The organism is Iodobacter violaceini (genome assembly GCF_011601265.1).
In the GTDB taxonomy this organism is placed as follows: Bacteria; Pseudomonadota; Gammaproteobacteria; order Burkholderiales; family Chitinibacteraceae; genus Iodobacter; species Iodobacter violaceini.
In genome coordinates, this window is record NZ_JAAOLX010000004.1 from 86,711 (window position 1) to 108,436 (window position 21,726).

Below are 21,726 nucleotides of genomic sequence, written 5' to 3' on the forward strand. Positions count from 1 at the left end.
TTCTGGCGAAGCAAGAAAGTGAGTCCCCGCGGGGATGCCGCACCTAAATCAACGTGCCGAAGGCACTAACAACTGAGTTATGTAGCATGCAAAGCAGAAACCAACATGCCCGCTGACACCCTCATCAACGAGCTTTTCGCCGCACCCTATCGCTTTGAGTTTGCTCAGGCGCTGGCGCTGCTGGAAAAATGCTACCCGCGCAAAACGCCGCTGGGTAAGGGGCTGGATCCTCGTCAGGAAACGGTGCGTTTAAGCGGGCCGCTCTACCCGCTGTTTTACCCCAGCGCACTGGCGTCGCTCAGCAAAACAAGCCCTCGCCTTTACTTCAGGGCCAGCACTAAAACTTTCAAACTCAGCCTCAGAAGCAAGCCGGTAAAGCGGCGCTCACACGCCAGCCAGCTGGAATTGCAAGCCTGCCACTTTGGCTTGGGCGGCCCCGATGGCCCGCTGCCTTATGTGTATCAGGAATGGCTGCAAGGGCGGCGCTTACAAAAAGATCATGCACCGGCGGCGTTTTTAGATTTATTTCATCAGCGCATCCTTGGCCAGCTGTATCGGGTGCAGGGCAAGCACCATATTGCCGCGCCTTTTACCGCGCCGGATCGTAGTGCCGTGCAGCCGCTGCTGCGCGCACTGGCAGGCATTCTGCCCAAGCCCTTACATCATCGCCAGGAAATCAGCGATCAGGCCTTACTGGCCCGCGCCCCCATTCTTGCTAATCGCCGCCGCTCGGTAGAGGGCTTTAAAGCGCTGATCGCCAGCTACTGGGGCGACACGCTGACAATCAGGCAATTTGACGGTGCATGGAGCAATCTGCCCGCATCGCACCTTAGCCTGCTGGGGGCAAAGAACAATACGCTGGGGCAAAACGCCGTGGCGGGTAAGCGGATTTGGGACGAGCATGCAGGCATTACGCTCACCCTTGGCCCGCTGTCTTTAGACAAATATCTGGCCTATCTGCCCACCGGCACGCTCTATGGCAAGCTAATGGCACTGGCTGCGTTTTATTTTGGGCCAGAGATGCGTTGCAGGCTGGTATTAAAGCTATCCCCCGATGCCAAAACAGCCAGCGATGGCAGCAAAGAATCCCCCGCCCGCCCGCTGTCCAAAACCGCCACGCCCTTTTTACTCGGCCAGACCACATGGCTGGGCGGCGCAAACAATATCCCCCGGCAATGCCAAATTGCCCCTAAAACGGCAGCCACACTATGAGCCTGGATCTAAGCGCGCTGATTGCCCTGCTGAACACGCCCTGCCGCGAAGCACTGGAGCGCGCCGCTCAGCGCTGCCTGGTGCAAACGCATTTTTATATCGAGATAGAACACTTGCTGCTGGAGCTGATCGACATCGAAGCGGGCGATCTGGCCGCCATCCTGCCGCGCTGCGGCATCAGCCGCGATGCGCTCAGCACCGAGATCAACACTGCGCTGGAGCGCTTTAAACGCGGCAATACCCGCACCCCGGCCTTTGCCACGCATACCGTCAAGCTATTAGAAAGCGCCGTGGTCTACGCCACCGTCAGCCACAATCAGCGGGTGCGATCCGGCATGCTGCTGCTGGCTATTTTAGAAAACGAAGAACTGCGCAGCCTGCTGCTTAATGGCGTTTCATCCTTACTCAGCATTAACCGCGATACCCTGAAGAGCGAGCTGAGCAACTGGAGCGCCACCTCCTGCGAAGCGCCGCCTGCACCCGTCAAAGAAGCCGGGCAGCAACCCGCCACTGCCAACCCGGGCATCAGCCCCAATGCGCCAGAAAACAGTGTGCTCAGCCAGTACACGCAAGATCTGTGCGCCGATGCACGCGCTGGCAAGATTGATCCAATTGTGGGGCGCGATGGTGAAATCCGCCAGGCCATCGATATCCTGCTGCGGCGCAGGCAAAACAACCCCATTTTGGTGGGCGCACCAGGCGTGGGCAAAACCGCCGTGGTAGAAGGCCTGGCGCTCAGAATCGCCGCAGGTGAAGTGCCACCCGCACTAAAAAACGTGGCGCTGCGTGTATTAGATTTAGGCCTGCTGCAAGCCGGGGCCAGCCTGAAAGGCGAATTTGAGCAGCGCTTAAAAAGTGTGATTGAAGCGGTTAAAAATTCTGACATTCCAATCATTTTATTTATTGATGAAGCCCATACGCTGGTCGGGGCAGGCGCAGCCGAAGGGCAAAACGACGCTGCCAATCTGCTCAAACCCGCACTGGCCCGTGGCGAGCTGCGCACCATCGCCGCCACCACATGGCTGGAATACAAAAAATACTTTGAAAAAGACCCCGCACTGGCAAGGCGCTTTCAGCTGGTGCAAGTTGAGGAGCCAGACGAGGCCACCGCCATCGAAATGCTGCGCGGCGTGGCGGCCGAGCTGGAGCAGCACCACGGCGTGTATGTGCTGGACGCCGCCATTTGCGATGCCGTCAAACTATCGCACCGCTATATCACCGGCCGTCAGTTGCCCGACAAAGCCATCAGCGTGCTCGACACCGCCTGCGCCCGCGTGGCGCTGGCCCAGCACGATGTGCCACCGCAGCTGGAAAGCGCCCGCCACCGGCAAAATGCCATTAATGACGAATTGAGCCGCTTGGAGCGAGAGCAACTCACCGGCGCGCCGCACCAAACACGTATCGCCGATTTACAAGCAGAGCATGGGCAGCTCAAAGCGCAGATTCAGGAATTAGAAAACCGCTGGCAGGAAGAAAAAGCCGCCGTGGTAGAGCTGCTCAGCGCCCATGCCGCCTTAATCAAATTATCCAAACAGCAGCCGCGCAGCAGTGATGAAGAAGAGCTATTTGCCGACCTGCCCGCCACCATCAAACGCCTTGAAAGCGGGCTGGACACCATACGCCAGGACGACACTATGGTGCCCGCCCATGTCGATTCGCGCACCGTCGCCGCCGTGATAGCAGGCTGGACCGGCATTCCGGTTGGCAAAATGCTGGCCGACGAAGCTTACGCCATCCGCACCCTGGCCAAGCGTATGGGGCAAAGAATTATCGGCCAGCAAAGTGCGCTCGATACCATCGCCAGCCGCATACAGGCTTACCGCGCGGGCCTGACCGAGCCGAATAAACCGGTAGGCGTATTTCTGCTGCCCGGCCCCACTGGTGTGGGCAAAACCGAAACCGCCTACGCGCTGGCCGATGCGCTTTACGGCGGCGAGCGCAATCTGGTCACCATTAATTTGTCGGAATACCAGGAAGCGCACACCGTCAGCCAGCTAAAAGGCGCACCGCCCGGCTATGTGGGCTATGGCAGCGGCGGCGTGCTCACCGAAGCGGTGCGGCGCAAACCTTACTGCGTGGTCTTGCTGGACGAAATCGAAAAAGCCCACCCCGACGTGCTGGAAGCGTTTTACAACGTATTTGACAAAGGCATGATGGAAGACGGCAGCGGGCTGGTCGTCGATTTCAAAAACACCGTCATCCTGGCCACCAGCAATGTCGGTGCCGAGCTGATTATCGACACCCCCCCGCAAACCTTTGCCACCACCCAATTCGCCGACGATCTGCGCCACACCCTGCTGCAATCTTTCCGCCCCGCCTTTTTAGCCCGCATGACCGTCGTGCCCTACCGCGCACTGGATGACGCAATTCTGGCCCAGATTATAAAAACCAAATTAGAAAAATTAAAACAGCGCTATACGGATGCGACGGGGAAAACATTTGAATTTGAAAGCGGGATTGTGGCGGCGGTATTGGCCAGGTGCAGAGGGGCTGGGGCTAGGGATGTTGATAATGTATTGATGGGGGAAGTGGTAGGTAAATTGGCGGAGTGGGTGCTGGAATAAATTAAAATTGAACAGCACCACCTATTAAAACCTCAATAAAATATAAATGACGACTGTAAGAAGGAAATAAAATGTGCAATGAAAAAGGATGGTCTGTTTCATCAATCCATACAAACATAAAACGTTATGTTTGGTTTACCCCTGATTTATGGGGAAGCTACAAGCAAGGCTTTATGAACCCAAATATCATTACCATACAAGGCTTAAAACATTTAAATTCGGAATTTTTTCCAGGGTTTAGAAATATGTTTTATGCAGGGGTAGGCTATGCTACCCATGGAAAATCCTCGCTAGTACAACAGGGCTGGGGAAATTATTTATCTAAAGTACCATTAATTGGAAGCACCGCAGTAAACAGAATGGGTAATGAGGCAAATAGTCAGGTTTTTTACACTCTAGGGGGAATGTCATCTGCAATCGCTACAAAATTCATTGCCATGAATTTTTTAGGGACCCTGACACGAATTACACTTCAAAGCCGCTCGCCACAGGCTTGTGCAATAATATTACCAACACTAAAAATAATTAATTATTTAAACACAGCAGGTGGCATTGTCGACATGACCCATCAATACTCTGCAATTCGTGAACAAAGAATGGTAAAAAATTTAATTAAAAGCTGCGAAGGTGTAGGAAAAGAAGAACTAGAAAAAATGCTAATAAACGCTGCAAATGGGCTGACAAAACAAGGCCCTGACGAATAAGATATAAACAATAGCACAATTCAATTTAAAGCAACACTCCCTGCGAACGAATAACGATATTTAATAAATTATAGATCTATATACAGGCCCATCTTGTTAATTTAAAAAAATGAGGACAATATGCCATTCTGGGATAATTTACCTTTTTTCTACGGCCCTGCAACACATACCAGCGTAGTACTGGCAGGCGATCTTTTACAACAAAACAATGTGGGGACGTCATATATTGGCCCAAAATATATCTGCGATTACACCAATGGCCATTCCTTTTTTTTAGACAGCAATTTATTTCCCGGATGGCCCGTTGCTCTTGTCTATTGGTTGCCCTGGCAAAATAACACAATTACCGCAGTTAGCTGGTTACAACTGAATACATCAGGATGTAATGCTTTTTTAACTTCAGAATTCTCTGGTTGCCGTTTTGTGATCAATGACTTCGGTTTATCTCATATCGCTCACTGGCAGGCAATAGGCCCATTTGTAGATAATTCAAGTGCAGCAAGAGATTACAAAGAAGCCACCTTACTCGGTCCACCATCAACTCTGCGTCGAAAATTATCATTCACGGGCAGCACTGCACCTGTGGGAGCCACAATGTCTGTATCAAACACCTATGGATGGCATGGACCAAATAGCCGGGCAATTGTTTGTGGATACAAACACTTATTTACAGGAATATGGCACTTCAAAGTACTACGTTACCAAGCGGGAAACCCTGCAGGCGGATTTTGGTCAGATTTATAACAAATTCTCCCATAAAAGGATTGCCATGCCAAAATTAAAACACTACCAAATACAACAGATAATAAATAAAAAATCACAAAGCGATAAAATAGCAGAAACTAAAAACAGGCTAAGGAGCAAACTAGAAACCACACGATTTCCTCGCGCCAATTGCTATGGCTATGCCTTGCATTTAGATTATGTGCTCACCCCCGGGGCAGTCAATAATAATGAAATTGACTGGGATAATATGCATGTTATTGATGCTACTCGTATAAAAGAACTAATGGATGCATGTATTGCGGATGGACTCAGCTCATTAAACATAGGCACATACAAAATAGCCGTATTCATCAATCAATACCAAGCAGGGGGGCTTGATTACCATTTTTATCGTCAAGATCCCGATAGCAGCTGGAGCCATAAACTGGGCAACACAGGCAAAATAATGATGCAATTACCCTGCCCTAAAATCACCAATGCTTGCCTTGTTGGTGTAACGGATCATCTTGGCCACACCATTACTCAGCAAGCATTTTGTGGGTATTTATATATGAACCCAGCAATCAATGCAGAGACATTTGATCTTTAAATCAAAAACCATAGCGACGTGGCACCCCACAAACGACAATTGCAGCCTAATTTAAATAAAACAAATAAAAACGCTTTAAAGACACAAAAAAAATCACACCTCCCTTGATGAGGCTTTACTCATGACCCGCCCCACCGACACCGCCGCTTCCATCTCCCTCTCTGCCTCGGCCCTGGCGGATCTTTACCCCGATGGCGTGTCAGGGGATGAGGGTTTGAATCAGTTAGGGGCCATCACGCTGGCGGGCTATAGCGGCACCACGCTGACGATGGATGCGGCGATTGCTACGCATCTGACGGTTACCCTCAGGCACGATACTAAAACGCGGCCGCTGGATTTATTGTGTGCGGAGATTCGCCAGTTGCCGGGGGACGCAACGGTGGATAAATACAGCCTGACGCTGCGCCCCTGGTTGTGGTGGCTGACGCTGGCGAGTAATAACCGCGTGTTTCAGGCCAAAAGCGTGCCGGATATTGTGAAGGCGGTGTTTGCTGTACATGGCTTTAGTGATTATTCGCTCAAACTCGATGCCACTTATGATCCGCGCGAATACTGCGTGCAATACGGCGAGAGCGATTTTGATTTTGTTTCCCGCCTGATGGAAGACGAAGGGATTTTCTGGTTTTTTACCCATGCAGACGGCAAGCACACGCTGGTGCTGGCCGACAGCAACGACGCCTTCCCCGCCTGCCCCAATGCCAGCACCATTGCCTGGCTGGGGCAGGATATGGGTGGGCGGGAGCTGCACGGCATCCGCAGTGGCGAGCTGTGCCAGCAGGCGGTTTCCACCGCTTACAACACCAGTGATTACGAATTCACCACCGCCAGCACCTCGCTCTATTCGCAAACCAAGGCGGTGGATGGCGCACGCTCGGTGTACGAGCATCCGGGCGGCTATACCGCCAAGGCGAGGGGCGACGCGCTGGGCAAAATTCGCGTGGCCGGTTTACGCAGCCAGGAGACGCGTTTTATTGGCGAGAGCGATTGCCGCTGGCTGATTCCCGGCCACACTTTTACCCTGAGCGGCCACGATAACGCCGCCGCCAATATTGAATGGGTGGTCACCGCCGTTACGCACGAAGCCAATCACCAGCATTATCGCAACCGCTTTAGCGCCATCCCCAAGGCGACCCCATACCATCCGCCAAGGCTCACCCCCAAGCCACGCATGCATACGCAAACCGCGCTGGTGGTGGGCAAATCAGGGGAAGAAATCTGGACCGACGAATATGGCCGCATCAAAATCCAGTTTCCCTGGGATCAGGACGGCAAAAAAGACGAAACCAGCTCCTGCTGGGTGCGGGTGATGCAGGCGTGGAGCGGCAAGGCCTTTGGCGCGCAATTTATTCCGCGCATAGGCCAGGAAGTGGTGGTGACTTTTATTGATGGCGATCCGGACAAGCCGCTGGTCACCGGCTGCGTCTATAACGGCGATAACAGCCTGCCCTACACCCTGCCCGCCAATCAGACGCAATCGGGCATCAAAACCAATTCATCCAAGGGCGGCGGCGGCTTTAACGAGCTGCGTTTTGAAGATAAAAAAGACGCCGAAGAAGTGTTTTTGCAAGCGCAAAAAGACCTTAAAACCAATATTCTGAACGACGCCACCCACACCATCGGCCACGATGAAATCCGCACAGTAAAAAACGACCGAACCCGCACCGTAGAGGAAGGCAACGACAGCACCACCATCAGCAAAGGCAACCGTACGCTCACCGTGAGCAAAGGCGACGAAACCACAGATATCAAAGGCAAACGCAGTGTAAAAGCAGGCGGCGATGAAGCGCGGGAAGTGGGCGGGGATCTCACGCAAAAAGTCACAGGCAATTATTCCATCACTGTAGATGGCAATCTCAGCATCAAAGTCAGCGGCACCATCAGCATAGAAAGCAGCGGCGCCTACACCGCCAAAAGCGACGCGGCCCTCACTAATCAGGCAGGAACCAGCCTCACCAATAAAGCGGGCACAGCACTGACCAATCAGGCAGGCACATCGCTGGATAACAAAGCCGGCACCACCCTGACCAACGACGGCGGCGTCAGCCTGATGAACAAAGGCGGTGCAGAGCAAACGGTGGACGGCGGCGGCATGCTGACGATTAAGGGCGGGCTGGTGAAGATTAATTGATGCTTACTGTGCAACCCTATACGTAACAACCAAGTCGAAAAGATCTTTTTAGTGCCTTCGGCTCGTTAATTTTGGTGCGGCATCCCCGCGGGGGACTCACTTTCTTGGACGGCCAGAAATCCTGGTACGCAAAGAATGCCGCCCCGGCCAGCACGAAAGCCCCACAGCTGCGGACAGTCGGCGGCAGGCGGGATTGGCTCGTGCCTCGCTCCCAAGCGATCCCCCGCCCCGCTTGTTCCTCGCTTCGGCGCGCTTCAAGGGGTCTTTTAAGCCCTATGCCAAGACCGTGCTTATTCCGTTTTTTCGTTGTTTGTTGATGCAAAATCAAATTGTTAGCGCACATGGGAACACCCCGCCGCTTTTAACATTTCACTACACTCAAACCGAGGCCATCATGAGTCAGCCTTTTGAACTGGAACGCGGCAGCAGCACGCTGAGCGGCACGATAAATGAAGGCGCGCTGGACGGGCCTTTTAAGGTGCTGGATGCCAAAAAACCCCTCGCCAGTATGCAATACAAAAATGGCGATCTGCACGGACCGATGCTGATGATGCATCCCAATGGCAAGCCATCTGCACAGCTTCATTATCAAGCAGGCCTCTTACACGGCCCGGCCAAATTCTTCTCGCCGCAAGGCGCATTGCAGCGGGAATGCATCTACCAGCAGGGGCAATTACAGGGTGTGGCTAAGAATTATTTTAATAACGGCAAAGTGGCCCAGCTGGAGCACTACCAGGCAGGGCTGCAACATGGCGAACAGCTGCGTTATCACCCCAATGGGCAAGTAGCCGAGCGCCAGCATTTTAAAAATGGGCTAAGCGATGAAGACGTTCAGCAGTTTGCAAGCGATGGCAAATTACTTGGAGAAGATGGCAAGCCCATCTCTAAAATAAAAACGTGGCTAAAAACATAAGCCTCTTTTATTTAAACAGAGGCCCGGCTAAAACAGCTTTTTAAGCAGCCGGTAATAGCCCACAGGCGCGGCCGATTGGCGGCCTGTGCTGCGCGTTGCGCTGCATTGAATCAGCCACTGGCTTTTTGCGGCAGTCAGTTGCTGATTAATGCCATCAATCACCGCACTGGGATTGGTGACTTTGGCCTTGCTGATCAGCTCAACACTGGTGCACTGGCGCTGCTTTTGCAGCAGCGCACATACGCGTTGCTCGTCTGGGTTGAGATTAAGCAGGCTGAATGGGTTGCTTGTAGACATGGATAAACTGCAGTTTTATAAGCCCGCTATTGTGGCATGGCCGTGCATACTAGGCGATTAAATCCTGCATCTGCCCAGGCATCACAATCTTAATCACCCCGCCCCAGTTACACATCAGCATGCCGCCCGAGTTAAGCGCAGGCATGCTGCCAATCAGCACCGTAGGCGCGCCGCCAGGTATCCACGGCGCGGCAGTCATTGGAATACACGGCATAGGGGTAAGCACCCCCAGCGCGGCCGCTGTTGCCGCTGCCACCATAGGATTGGCCGGGCTCATGCACGTGCCAAATGGCGCAACATTCACAATGGGAATGTAATCCATAATATTGGCAGCAGGCATGCCACCGGCCATGCAGCGGTTCAGCGGCAAAACATTTAAAGTGCCGGGCGCAGCACCAAAGCTGCATTGCAAAGAGGCACCACTGCAAACCTGTGGGCTTCCCATGGTTTCTCCTTATAAGCCAATATCTGCGATGTCCCCGGCAAGGTACTCATCCTGCATAACCTTATTATCGACAAATGAAAGCACAAAGTCAGCTTAAAATATAAAACCCGCCACAAGCAATCGCGTATGGCGGGTTTTATGGGCGCAAAGAGATATAGCTTAATCTGCGCTTAATACACCACGGCGAACCTGATCGTCTTCGATCGATTCAAACAGGGCCTTAAAGTTGCCTTCGCCAAAACCTTCATTACCTTTACGCTGAATAATTTCAAAGAAAATCGGCCCGATCACGGTTTCGGTAAAGATTTGCAGCAGGATACCGCCGCCTTCGGTTGGTGCGCCATCAATCAGGATACGATTTTTACGCAGGCGCTCTAAATCTTCACCATGGCCTGGCAGGCGCGCATCAGTGCGGTCGTAGTAGCTGTCCGGGGTATCAAGGAAACGTGTACCACTGGCTTTTAATGATTCTACTGTGGCAAAAATATCATTGGTGGCAAGCGCAATATGCTGAATGCCTTCGCCCTGATATTGGCGCAAAAATTCTTCAATCTGGCTTTTATCATCAGATGATTCATTAATTGGAATACGAATCTTGCCGCAAGGGCTGGTCATGGCGCGGGAAACCAGGCCAGTCAGTTTGCCTTCAATATCGAAATAACGAATTTCACGGAAATTAGCGATGTTTTCATAAAAGCCTGACCAAACATCCATATTGCCGCGCATCACATTATGGGTAAGGTGATCCACTTCGTATAAACCGACCCCCACCGGATGCTGATCCACACCTTCAAGCGGCACGAAATCAACGTCATAGATATTCTGATCCTGGCCATAGCGATCCACAAAATAAAGAGCCGAACCGCCAATCCCTTCCACCGCCGGGATATTAAGCTCCATAAAACCAATTGGGCGGTTATAAGGTTTAGCACCGTGCTCAATCGCATATTTATAAGCGCGATCAGCATCGGCCACGCGCCAGGCCATAGCACAAGCGGACGGGCCGTGAATGGCGGCAAACTGGCTGGCTGGCTGTGTAGGCTCGCCGTTAACAATGAAATTAATTTCACCCTGGCGGAACAAGCTGGCATTTTTGCTTCTGTGCCGTGCGATTTCCACAAAACCCAGTGAAATAAACAGGGCTTTCAGGTTATCTAACGCTTCCTGAGTATTACCTGTGTATTCCACAAACTCAAAACCATTGGTTTCAAGTGGGTTAATGCTTGGTTTTTCCATTTTCATCTATCTCTCCAGTAGGTGAAACCCAGACATAAAAATGCCGTGATTCAATTTATTAAAAATATCACCACGGCATTGCCATATCGGGTTAATTTAGACCGTGCTTAGCGGTCCATTTTGAAAAATCGTCTTCCAATGCATCAAAGCTTTTAATCACAAACAAATCTTCCTGCATATGCCATATGTCATATGCCGTTTCTGCCACTTTTTCGATATCAAATTCGTGTTTACGGGTTTGATCAGACAAACTGAACATCACTTCTTTGGGAGAGGACGCAATACCCGCACCAAAAATACGCAGCCCGTCTGCTTCTTCGATCAGGCCAAACTCTACGGTGTACCAGTAAAGACGCGGCAACCACATTTTAGCGGGGTGATCCAGCTCAAAAGCACGCACTCCCGCACGGCCAAAGGCTTCAAAAAATGCAGCAAAACGGGGATGAGTCAGCAGCGGCGCGTGCCCCAATAAATCATGGAACATATCCGGTGCAGGGGTATAGCCAATTTCATCCGGCTTACGAATAAAATCGGTAGAAGGAAAAATGCGCTGAGCTAATAACTTAAAAAAATCTTCATCCGGCACAATCCCGGACACACGAGTCAGCTTCCAGCCAGAGAGGGCTTCAATCTTGTCGCTGATTTCCACCAGACTTGGAATACGATCACAGGGAAAGCCAACTTGTTCGATACCATCCAGAAAAGCGTGGCAAAGACGGCCCGGCAATACCGCTTTTTGGTTGGCAATCAGCGTGGCCCAGGTCTGATGCTCAACATCGGTGTATTGCGGTACTGGATAAGAACGAATATCAAGTACAGCGTCTGGCACAGACATTTGCATATCAGATCTGAGGGTTGCTGCTTCATCGGTATACACAAGACTTCTCCTAAATGGTATTTTTCACAGCAACTGTTCTACACTAGCTTTTCATTTTACAAAAAGTGTCGAGCAATTTTGCTTCTAAAATGCCAATAAAATAAATATTTATGCAATTTATCACTAATTAAACATAAAACAAGGGGAGAAAACACCATGGAACTAGATAGGACTGATATTAAAATTCTGAATGAGCTTCAGTTGCATGGCCGTTTAAGCAATGTAGAGCTGGCAGAAATCATCGCTTTGTCTCCTTCACCATGCTTGCGCAGGCTCAAACAACTCGAAGATAGTGGTGTTATTCGCAAATATGTTGCACTTTTGGATCCGCTTTTAATCGGGCTGGGATTGCAGGCATTTATCCGTGTTTCTTTAGAAAAACGCGGGCACAGTCATCTGCAGGAATTCGTGACCGCCATCCAAGAATGGCCGGAAGTGGTGAACTGCTATGCCATGACCGGGGAAATGGATTATCTGCTGCAGGTGTATTTTGAAGACATGACCCACTTTTCAAAATTTGTTATGGGGCAACTGCTGCAGCACCCGGGCATTGCCGATATCAAATCAAGCTTTGTATTAAAAGAATTTAAAAACACCACACACCTGCCTTTAAGTCATCTCAATCCATAAAGGCCAGGGGTGAGGCCACTGCTGCCTCACCCCTTACTCCCCTTCTTTACCCAAATCACTTTAATCACAATGACTGCCGAACTTTCGCTGGCAGAGCCACTCCTAACAAAGCCCCCCCCGAAAATCGCACCTGCCTACACAGGTCTTACAGAAAAAACAAAAATATCCATATTCTAAAACTTACATACTGTCTATTTTCCATCAACAAGCTGATGGAAGTCTTCCTTACCGCTTGCCAGAGCCTGGGTATTTCAGCTATACCAAAGCAGATATTCATATCAAAAGACACAGCGTAATGAGTTCAACAACTCTCTGGCTCATCATGGCAGCGATTCTTGCCGGATTAGAAATGCTGACAGGCACCTTTTACTTACTGGCAGTAGCCACAGGGCTGATCAGCGCGGCCTTAGCCGCATGGCTGGGTTTTGGTTTTGCGGCGCAGGCCAGCAGTGCCGCCCTGATTGGTCTTTTGGCTGTGGCCACACTCAGGCAATGGCACAGCACACGCAAAGCCAGCCCGGAGCAAATCAGCAGTGATATCGGCCAGCTGGTCGAGATTGTGGAATGGCAGGGCGAACGGCGCGCGCGGGTGCGTTACCGCGGCACATTATGGGATGCGGAGCTGGCAGCAGATGCAGACACAGGCTTAAACAATTACACGATTATTGCCACACAGGGCAGCTCTCTTATTCTTAACCACTTACCACTAAGGCACTCCTGATGGAATTCGGATTTCCCTTTTTCTTTTTAATTATTGCAGTCATTTTCATCGCAAAAACATTTAAGGTTGTGCCTCAGCAGCACGCCCTTATTATTGAACGCCTTGGTAAATTTCATTCCGTATTACAACCGGGTTTAAGCTTTATCGTGCCCTTTATCGACAGGGTGGCTTACAACCTTTCCCTGAAAGAAATCCCGCTGGATGTACCCTCCCAGATTTGCATTACACGGGACAATACCCAGCTGCAAGTAGATGGCCTTTTGTATTATCAGGTTACCGACCCCAAGCTGGCTTCCTACGGCACATCAGATTACGTGATGGCCATTATGCAGCTGGCACAAACCACGTTGCGCTCGGTGATCGGCAAGCTGGAGCTGGACAAAACATTTGAAGAGCGGGACGACATCAATGCGGCCGTAGTCAATGCGCTGGATGAGGCCGCACGCAGCTGGGGCGTTAAGGTCTTACGCTATGAGATCAAAGACTTAACACCGCCCAAAGAAATCTTGCACTCCATGCAGCAGCAAATTACCGCCGAGCGCGAAAAGCGCGGCCGGATTGCGCAATCCGAAGGGGTAAAGCAAGAACAAATTAACTTAGCCACCGGCCAGCGCGAGGCATCCATCCAGCGCTCAGAAGGTGAGCGGCAAGCCGCCATTAATGCGTCCGAAGGCGAAAAACAAGCCGCAATCAACAAAGCCGAAGGCGAGGCAGAAGCCTTACGCCTTGTTGCGCGCGCCACAGCCGAAGCAATTCATATGGTGGCTCAAACCATTAAGCAACCGGGCGGACTGGAAGCGGTGAATTTAAAAGTAGCCGAGCAATATGTCGCAGCCTTTGCCAATATTGCAAAAGAAGGCAATACCATGCTGCTGCCCGCCAACGCCAGCGATGTGGCGGGCATGGTGGCCACTGCAATGTCTGTGATTAAACCCCCACAGTCTTAATCCACGTAAGGAAATAGCGCCATGTCAGAACCCAAATACCGCCTCGTTACCCGCAGTGATTTCGATGGTTTAGTCTGCGCGGTGCTATTAACTGAGCTGGATATGATCGACGATATTTTGTTTGTCCACCCCAAAGATATGCAGGACGGCAAGATCGCCATTACCGCCAATGACATCACCACCAATCTGCCCTATGTGGCGGGTGCATATTTATCCTTTGATCACCACCTTTCCGAAACCATTCGTACTGTCGGTGAAAAAAGTAATCATATTATTGATCCCAAAGCCCCCTCTGCCGCCCGTGTGGTTTATGACTATTACGGCGGCAAAGCCGCTTTTCCTAAAATCAGCGACGATATGATGATTGCAGTGGATAAAGCAGATTCAGCCGAATTTACCCGCGAAGAAATCCTGAGTCCCAGAGATTGGGTACTGCTTAATTACCTGATGGATGCGCGCACCGGGCTGGGGCGCTTTAAGAATTTCAGAATATCCAATTATCAGCTGATGATGGATTTAATTAAATACTGCGGCAGCCACGGTATCGAAGATATTCTGGCCCTGCCTGATGTGCAGGAACGCATTGAAGTCTATTTTGAGCACGCACCGCAAGCCAAAGAACAACTCATTAATTGCAGCCGTATTTACGATAATTTAGTGGTGCTTGATTTGCGCAATGAAGAAACAATTTACGCCACCAATCGTTTTATGATTTATGCGCTTTATCCGCAATGCAATATTTCAATTCATATGCTGTGGGGCCTTCACCAGCAAAATACAGTTTATGCCACGGGCAAATCCATTATTAACCGCAGCTCACAAACCAATATTGGCGAGCTGATGCTGGAATACGGTGGTGGCGGACATGAAAATGCCGGCACCTGCCAGGTGGCCAATGAAGATGCCAATAAAGTATTACGTGAATTAGTACTCAAAATTACGGCAGATGGTTGATTGCAGGTAAAATCCATGCCTGCCGGCATGGCAATGACGCTTGAACTTTAAAGATCATTGACGGCTAAGCGCTGCTCAATAGCCCCGCCTAAGGAGCGATACCACTGCCTGCACCTTTTTTTTCAGGCCTTTTGATTGCTGACTAAGCGAAGGTGGTTTTTCACCTTAAACAGAACAAACGCTTCCAGCCAGACCCTTGGAGTAAGTGTGGACATTCCCGGCTACAGTCTGAAAAACACACTGTATCAAGATGTGACAGGAAGCATGGTTCGCGCCGTCCGCGCTGACGGCACGGCCTGCATCCTGCGTATTGCATCACTCCCCAGGGCCAGCATCACCTTAAACAGCGAACGGGAAATACTCGACCAGCTCCAGACCAAACATACGCCGCAGGTGCTTGATTTATTCAAGCATGGTGCATCAATGGTGCTGGTTTTAAGCGATTGCCCGGGCCGCACCCTAGAAGACCTGATCAGCGAATCAGGGCACAGCGCCAGCACCACCCTCCAGCTGGCCATCACCTTAGCCAGAAAACTTCAGCGCACCACCGCCATTGCCCAGGCGCTGGCCGTTTTACACGCCAGCGGCAAACCACACGGCAGGCTCTGGCCGGATCACATCATTATCGCCCCGGATCACAGCATTCGCTTTGTGGGCATGGCCGATGGCGGTGAGACAGACCCGCAAAAACACCGTGCTGCGTATTTTTCTCCTGAGCAAACCGGCCGCCTGCGCTCGGATGTGAATCCGCGCAGCGATTTATACACGCTGGGGGTGATTTGCTACCGGATGTTTACGGGGCAACTGCCGTTTAACAGCAATGACACGCTGTCTTTAATTCACGCTCATCTGGCCAAAATACCCACCGCGCCGAGCGAGATCTCTGATACACCGCAAGCGCTTTCCGCCATCATCATGAAGCTGCTGGAAAAAATCCCCGAAAAGCGCTACCACACCGCTGCGGGCCTTGCGCATGATTTACAGCGCTGTACAGACCGGCTGTCTAACGGGCTGACCGCTGCGTTCCCTCTGGGCGAAGACGATGAGCCAGGCGTACTTCATTCATCCAACACGCTTTATGGCCGGGATTACCAAAGGCTGGGTCTGCTTGATGCCTTTGCCCGCAGCCAGAGCCAGGCCGCTGAAGTGGTACTCATTTCCGGCTATTCCGGCATTGGCAAAAGCTCGCTGGTGCAATCGCTCAGGCCCGACATCATTATGGCGGGCGGCTTTTTTATTGAAGGAAAGTTCGACCAGTATCAGCGCAGCATTCCCTACGCCGCACTATCAAGTGCGTTTGACAAGCTGATCCGCCAGTGGCTGGCCGAGCCCAATACAGATCACTGGAAAAAACGTGTTCTTGCCGCTGTAGGCAGTAACGCACAAATTTTAATTGATGCCATTCCTGCCCTGCAGTGGCTGATCGGGCCACAGCCGCCTGTTGCCGAGCTGGGTCCGGCAGAGCTGCGCCACCGCTACAACAAAACGCTGATCGATTTTATTCAGGGGATATGCCACCGCCAATCACCCCTGGTGTTGTTTTTAGACGATTTACAATGGGCAGACCCGGCCAGTCTGGATTTAATGGGCCAGCTGCTCACCAATATCCACAATAAACACCTGCTGCTGATCGGTGCTTATCGCAATACCGATGTGGTTTCCGGCCACCCTCTGTTGCTGGCGCAGGCCGAGTGGCAAACACAAAATGTACGCAGCACCCTGCTTGAGCTGGCCCCGCTCACGCCAGCACAGGTGAACGATTTTTTAATTGATATCCTGCACACCACCGAGCCTACTTTCTCGCTTGCCAACCTGATCCATAAAAAAACCGGCGGCAATCCTTTTTTTATGGGTAAGCTGCTGCGCACACTGGTTGATGAAGCGTTTATCTACTGGGACAGAGAAACACGGATGTGGGTATGGGATATCAGCCGCCTTGCCACCCACAATGTCGCCGAAAACGTAGTCGATCTTGTGATTGAGCAGCTGCACCGGCTGCCTCACCATGTGCAGGCACTGGCCAGCGCGGCCGCCTGCTTTGGTAATTTATGCAGCCTCAGTGATCTGGCCGCCATTACCGGGCTGACTCAGGCCAAAGCCAATGAAAGCCTGCATGTATTACGCCAGGCCGAGCTGATGACAGAAATCCCGACCGATTCGGGCAAGCCCAGGCAAATCCGTTTTATGCACGACAGAGTGCAACAAGCCGCCTATTCGTTACTCAGCGATACAGAGCAGCAGGAAACCCATTTACGCATTGCCCGCCACCTGGCCAGCAACCGTGTTGGCACACAGTTTCAGGAACAGCTTTTTATTATTGCCCAGCAATTCAGCGCAGGATTAGATCTCTTTTTACAAGCAGGCGATCCGGAGCAAAACCGCTATTTAGCTGATTTATTTTTACAAACGGCCACCAAAGCCATTACTTCTGCCGCCTACGCCAGCGCCAGGCAGTTTACAAATAATGCACAGCGCCTGTTGAATGAAGACGAACATGCAGACTGCGACTACCCGCTGCGGCTGCGCATGCACTACACACAGGCACAAGCGACATTTCTTTCCGGGGATTTAGCTGGCTCAGAAGCCATTATTCTGAAAACCATGCCGCAGCTTCATACAGCCAGAGAAAAAGCAGAGTTTCAGAATCTGTTAATCATCGGCAAAACACTCAGTGCCGATTACCAGGGCGCCATTGAAGCGGGCAAAGAGGCACTGGAATTACTGGGCTTAGTCTGGCCCAATGACCCTGAAGCTGCCTTTCAGGAAATCCTCGCCCAAATCGAAGAAAAAATGAAAGACCGCAGCCCGGCCGATCTGCTGCAATTACCGGTACTCAGTGACCCGACCCAACAGCTTATCCAAAAAACGCTGCTTAATCTGGATACCTCCACCTCTTTTGGCCATCCGCGCTACTACCCCTTTATTATTTCCCGCATGGTGCTTACCGCGCTGGAATATGGCAACTCGATAGAGATTTGCAAGGGCTATGGCACATTTGGTGTATTACTGGGCAGCTTATTTGGCCAGCATCAGCGCGGCTTTGAGTTTGCCAGCCTGGGTTATCAACTGATTAACCCGCTGGATGCGCAGGCGCTTAAATGCAAAACAGGCTGGCCCTATGCCGTAGGCTGCTTACCCTGGGTAAAACCACTACATGATTCACTGCCGCTGATTCAGGACAGCATTAATGCAGGCCTGATGACAGGGGATCAGCAGTTCACCGGTTATCTTTACTGCGCCGATGTGCTGCATCGCTATATCAGCGGTTTGCCTTTGTCTAAATTAAGCGAGCGTATCGGGCAAACATTGCAATCTTCGATCGCCAGTAAAAACCAGTGGGCAATCGACACCCTCAATGCCTTACATTTTTCTGTACTGGCTTTCACTGCCGATACATGGGATGGCAACACACCCAACGAGGCTATTTTTGTACAAGAATGCGAACAAAGAGACAGCCGCTCTTCGCTGTGCTTTTATCATATCTACCGCGCCCAGCGCATGCTGTTTGCCGGGCGTTACGAAGAAGTCATTCAGCATGCCCGCCAGGGGCTGATGCTCAGCCGTTACATCATGGGCTTTATTGCCAATTTTGATGTGCTCTGGTGTCTGGCGATGGGGCTTGCCAATCGCTCGCCCTCTGAAAAAGAGCGGGAAGAAATAGAATTCTGCCGCGAACAGCTGGCGGCATGGAGCCATGATTGCCCTGCCAATTTCTCGCACAAACTGCTTTTGCTTAATGCTCAGATTGCCCAGCTCAATGGCCAGCATGAAGTCGCCCTTGCCTGCTGCCATCAATCGGTGACTGCCGCGCGCAGCCAGGGGTTTACTCAGGATATGGCGCTGGCGGAAATACATGCCTGTAAACTATGGGTTGAGCACGGCTACCCCATTTATGCCACCCACCACCTTAAAAACGCAATTTCCAGCTTGCAGCACTGGGGTGCGCAGGGGCTGGCCAAATCTTTAAGCCACGAATACAGCGCAGTCTGGCAATTTATCCCACCCGAAGAAGACGTATTTCATGGCCGGGCGCTCTCTTCTGCCGGTGTATTAAAAGCATCGCAGGCCATTGCCAGCGAGCTGGCGCTCGACCCGCTGCTGGTGCGCTTAACCGAGCTGATGATCGAAAGCGCCGGTGCCACCATGGGCGCGCTGATTCTGGCAGAAGACGGCCAGCCCCGGCTTAAGACGGTTGGAATTATCGAAAACAACACCATCACCGTACGCCCCAGAAACAGCCACAGTCTGCCGGTTGCGGCCTCTATCCTGCAGTATGTCTGGCGCACCTTAGAAACCGTCGCACTGGATGATGCCGGCCTTGACGAGCGCTTTCAGCGTGATTCCTATGTACATAACACCCGCGTTAAGTCTGTTTTGTGCGGGCCGATTATCAAGCAAGGCGTGCTGCTTGGCGTTTACTACCTTGAAAACCCTCTGGCGGCAGGGACTTTCACCCTGGCGAGGCAGGAAGTCATTCATGCCCTGTCAACGCAAGCCGCTATTTCAATGGAAAATGCGCGCTTGTACGATGAGCTGGAAAGCCGTGTTGAAATTCGCACCCAGGAACTCAGCGCCGTTAACCAGCACTTAGAAAATGAACTAGCAGAAAGAAACCGCATCGAAAAAGCACTCAGAGAGAGCGAATCACGCTTTCGTGCCATTGTTGAAAGCATGCTGACGGGGTATATGAAAACCGAGCTGGCCAGCGGCAAAATTCTCGCCATTAACTCCGCCATGCTGGATATCCTGGGGGTTGGCAGCGCAGAAGCCCTGCTTGGGCAAAGTGCGCTTTGCTTTTTTGAAAACCCTCAGGAACAAAAACAATTACAAGAAATGATACTGAAGCACGAAAGAGTCAGCCGCTACGCCATTAAGATTCGCAATAGCAACGGCCATGTGCTGGATGTGCTGACAACGAGCCGCCTTCTGTACAACACCGAAGGCGAGCCCAGCCATATTGAAGCCACCATGATGGATATCACCGAGCTTAATCACGCCAAAGAAGCGGCCGAAGCGGCCACCAAGGCTAAAAGCGCTTTCCTCGCTAATATGAGCCATGAAATCCGCACGCCGCTCAATGCGATTCATGGCATTGCCCACTTGATGAAGCATACGGATCTGGATGAAAAACAAAGCGATTACCTGACTAAACTGACGCAATCGACCAACACCTTAATTGCGCTCATTGACGATATTCTGGATTTTTCAAAAATAGAGGCAGAGCGCCTTAATTTAGAAAACGAAACTTTTTCCTGCCGCAATATTGTGACTCAGGTCATTTCGCTACTGCGCTTTAGGGCCGAAGAAAAAGGCCTCACTTTACAGCTGATTTTGCCCGGGCAATTTGCCGAGTGGCGCAAGGGCGACGCCTTACGCTTAACCCAAATCCTGATTAATTTACTGGGCAATGCCATTAAATTCACCCAGCAAGGACGCGTACAACTGGAGCTGAGCAGCCTGAGCGAAACACGGCTGCTGTTTACTATCAGCGACCAGGGAATCGGAATGACTGCAGAGCAGATCAGCCGCCTTTTTCAGCCCTTTATTCAGGCAGACAACTCAACAACCCGGCAATTTGGCGGCACGGGGCTGGGATTATCCATCAGCAAAAAATTAGCCAATTTAATGGGCGGGGACATCACGGTAAGCAGCCAGCCTGGCGTTGGCAGCCAGTTCAGCTTTAGCCTGGATCTGGCTGTTGCTGCTGAAACGCCAGAAGCACAAGCCCCGGAAACGCCGGAAAAAGCCTTAAGCTTTGAAGGCAAACATATTCTGGTGGTAGACGATGTGGCCATTAACCGGCTGGTGGCAAGAGAGCTGCTGTCGCTGTTAAAAATCAGCTGCGACGAAGCAAACAACGGGGCAGAGGCGCTGAGTAAACTCAGCAGCCATCACTATGACTTGGTGTTTATGGATTTACAAATGCCTATCATGGACGGGCTGGAAGCCACACGGCAAATGCGTGCAAGGGGCGATTTAACCCCTGTTATTGCACTCACCGCAGATGCACTGGAATCGCATAAAAAAACCTGCGCCGAAGTCGGCATGAACGATCATCTTGCCAAGCCTATCATTCCACTGCAGCTGAACATCCTGCTCAAAAAATGGCTGAGCAATAAGTCCTAGTTTATTAAAAATCACAGCGCACACAAAGTACCCCTTGAGTACTTTAGGTTTTCTATGTGTGCTTTGTGTCTGCAGGCTTAATAGGTAAAGAGACGAACTTAGTGCGCGCAACGCTCCGGCAGGCTGCGGATAGCATCGGCATTCGATGGCGAAAACACCATTTCGGCGGCTTGCGACCAATTCACCCATTTAAAGCGGCGATGTTCGCCTTCAGCCAGCGTCACCGCCATCACAGCAGGTACTTCCAGGCTAAACACATGCTCAGTATTGTGTGTGATACCGGGTGCATAACGGTGACGCCAGATTTCAAAAATCTCGAAATCGTGACTTTGCTGCCAATTACGTAATTTGTATAAAGCCGTATCGATGCCGGTTTCTTCAAAGACTTCACGGCGCGCCGTTTGCTCAAGCGATTCATCCCCCTCGCGGCTGCCTGTAACCGACTGCCATGCCTCATTAAAATCAGTCCGCTCCATAAGCAGCACCTGCAAATCAGGCGTGTGAATCACAATCAGCGCAGACACTGCCTGCTTGTAAGGCCTTACTGAAGTTGGAGTTGTCATAAAAAAATAAAGAGGCCATCAAAGAACAAAGCTTAAACCATGCGGCCGCCCGCTCACAACTTCATTGCATAAAAAACGCAGGCCGCACAGCAAA

General features: G+C 51.3%; 17 protein-coding genes. 12 read left to right on the top strand and 5 right to left on the bottom strand.

Features of this window, described 5'->3' with window-relative positions:
• Window positions 1–105: 105 nt before the first annotated feature.
• The 7 genes from tssG to HA050_RS08800 all read left to right on the top strand — a co-directional run bounded on the left by tssG (window position 106) and on the right by HA050_RS08800 (window position 8,836).
• Window positions 106–1,212, top strand: coding sequence for a type VI secretion system baseplate subunit TssG (gene tssG, locus HA050_RS08770; RefSeq protein WP_166824749.1), 1,107 nt, complete (start codon window positions 106–108; stop codon window positions 1,210–1,212).
• Entirely contained in the window at window positions 1,209–3,776 is a 2,568-nt protein-coding gene (gene tssH / locus HA050_RS08775; RefSeq protein WP_205836366.1) for a type VI secretion system ATPase TssH, read from the top strand. The genes tssG and tssH overlap by 4 nt, the downstream gene beginning before the upstream one ends.
• A gap of 71 nt (window positions 3,777–3,847) precedes the next feature.
• Window positions 3,848–4,480 (top strand): hypothetical protein, encoded by a 633-nt coding sequence (locus tag HA050_RS08780; protein WP_166824751.1) that lies wholly within the window; start codon window positions 3,848–3,850, stop codon window positions 4,478–4,480.
• Window positions 4,481–4,600: 120 nt separating this feature from the next.
• Window positions 4,601–5,224 carry a hypothetical protein gene (locus tag HA050_RS08785; RefSeq protein WP_166824754.1) on the top strand — a complete coding sequence of 208 codons (624 nt, stop codon included), beginning with the start codon at window positions 4,601–4,603 and terminating at the stop codon, window positions 5,222–5,224.
• Between the two features lie 25 nt (window positions 5,225–5,249).
• Complete coding sequence (locus HA050_RS08790; protein WP_166824757.1) at window positions 5,250–5,795, top strand: hypothetical protein; 546 nt, start codon at window positions 5,250–5,252, stop codon at window positions 5,793–5,795.
• Between the two features lie 121 nt (window positions 5,796–5,916).
• Entirely contained in the window at window positions 5,917–7,923 is a 2,007-nt protein-coding gene (locus HA050_RS08795) for a type VI secretion system Vgr family protein (RefSeq protein WP_166824760.1), read from the top strand.
• A 394-nt stretch (window positions 7,924–8,317) separates the two neighbouring features.
• Entirely contained in the window at window positions 8,318–8,836 is a 519-nt protein-coding gene (locus tag HA050_RS08800) for a toxin-antitoxin system YwqK family antitoxin (RefSeq protein ID WP_166824763.1), read from the top strand.
• 27 nt (window positions 8,837–8,863) lie between these two features.
• On the opposite strand, the gene HA050_RS08805 is transcribed toward HA050_RS08800, so the two are convergent.
• From HA050_RS08805 to HA050_RS08820, 4 genes are all read right to left on the bottom strand, one after another.
• Window positions 8,864–9,133, bottom strand: a complete 270-nt coding sequence (locus HA050_RS08805) for a hypothetical protein (protein WP_166824766.1) — start codon at window positions 9,131–9,133, stop codon at window positions 8,864–8,866.
• Between the two features lie 49 nt (window positions 9,134–9,182).
• Complete coding sequence (locus HA050_RS08810) at window positions 9,183–9,578, bottom strand: DUF4280 domain-containing protein (RefSeq protein WP_099398095.1); 396 nt, start codon at window positions 9,576–9,578, stop codon at window positions 9,183–9,185.
• Window positions 9,579–9,737: 159 nt separating this feature from the next.
• Window positions 9,738–10,820: a 4-hydroxyphenylpyruvate dioxygenase gene (gene hppD, locus HA050_RS08815; protein WP_166824769.1), complete on the bottom strand. Its 1,083-nt coding sequence runs from the start codon at window positions 10,818–10,820 to the stop codon at window positions 9,738–9,740.
• Between the two features lie 85 nt (window positions 10,821–10,905).
• On the bottom strand, window positions 10,906–11,691 hold the full coding sequence (locus HA050_RS08820) for a phenylalanine 4-monooxygenase (protein WP_115227018.1): 786 nt from the start codon (window positions 11,689–11,691) through the stop codon (window positions 10,906–10,908).
• A gap of 156 nt (window positions 11,692–11,847) precedes the next feature.
• Here HA050_RS08820 and HA050_RS08825 point away from each other — a divergent pair, with 156 nt between their 5' ends.
• From HA050_RS08825 to HA050_RS08845, 5 genes are all read left to right on the top strand, one after another.
• Entirely contained in the window at window positions 11,848–12,321 is a 474-nt protein-coding gene (locus tag HA050_RS08825; RefSeq protein WP_099398092.1) for an Lrp/AsnC family transcriptional regulator, read from the top strand.
• Between the two features lie 295 nt (window positions 12,322–12,616).
• Window positions 12,617–13,042 (top strand): NfeD family protein, encoded by a 426-nt coding sequence (locus HA050_RS08830; protein WP_166824772.1) that lies wholly within the window; start codon window positions 12,617–12,619, stop codon window positions 13,040–13,042.
• Window positions 13,042–13,989, top strand: a complete 948-nt coding sequence (locus tag HA050_RS08835) for an SPFH domain-containing protein (RefSeq protein ID WP_099398090.1) — start codon at window positions 13,042–13,044, stop codon at window positions 13,987–13,989. Before HA050_RS08830 ends, HA050_RS08835 begins: the two co-directional genes overlap by 1 nt.
• 21 nt (window positions 13,990–14,010) lie before the next feature.
• Complete coding sequence (locus HA050_RS08840) at window positions 14,011–14,943, top strand: DHH family phosphoesterase (RefSeq protein ID WP_166824775.1); 933 nt, start codon at window positions 14,011–14,013, stop codon at window positions 14,941–14,943.
• A 264-nt stretch (window positions 14,944–15,207) separates the two neighbouring features.
• Complete coding sequence (locus tag HA050_RS08845) at window positions 15,208–21,069, top strand: AAA family ATPase (protein WP_205836367.1); 5,862 nt, start codon at window positions 15,208–15,210, stop codon at window positions 21,067–21,069.
• A 98-nt stretch (window positions 21,070–21,167) separates the two neighbouring features.
• Here the strand turns inward: HA050_RS08845 and nudB are convergent, their stop codons facing one another.
• Window positions 21,168–21,632, bottom strand: coding sequence for a dihydroneopterin triphosphate diphosphatase (gene nudB / locus HA050_RS08850; protein WP_166824780.1), 465 nt, complete (start codon window positions 21,630–21,632; stop codon window positions 21,168–21,170).
• Window positions 21,633–21,726: the final 94 nt, after the last annotated feature.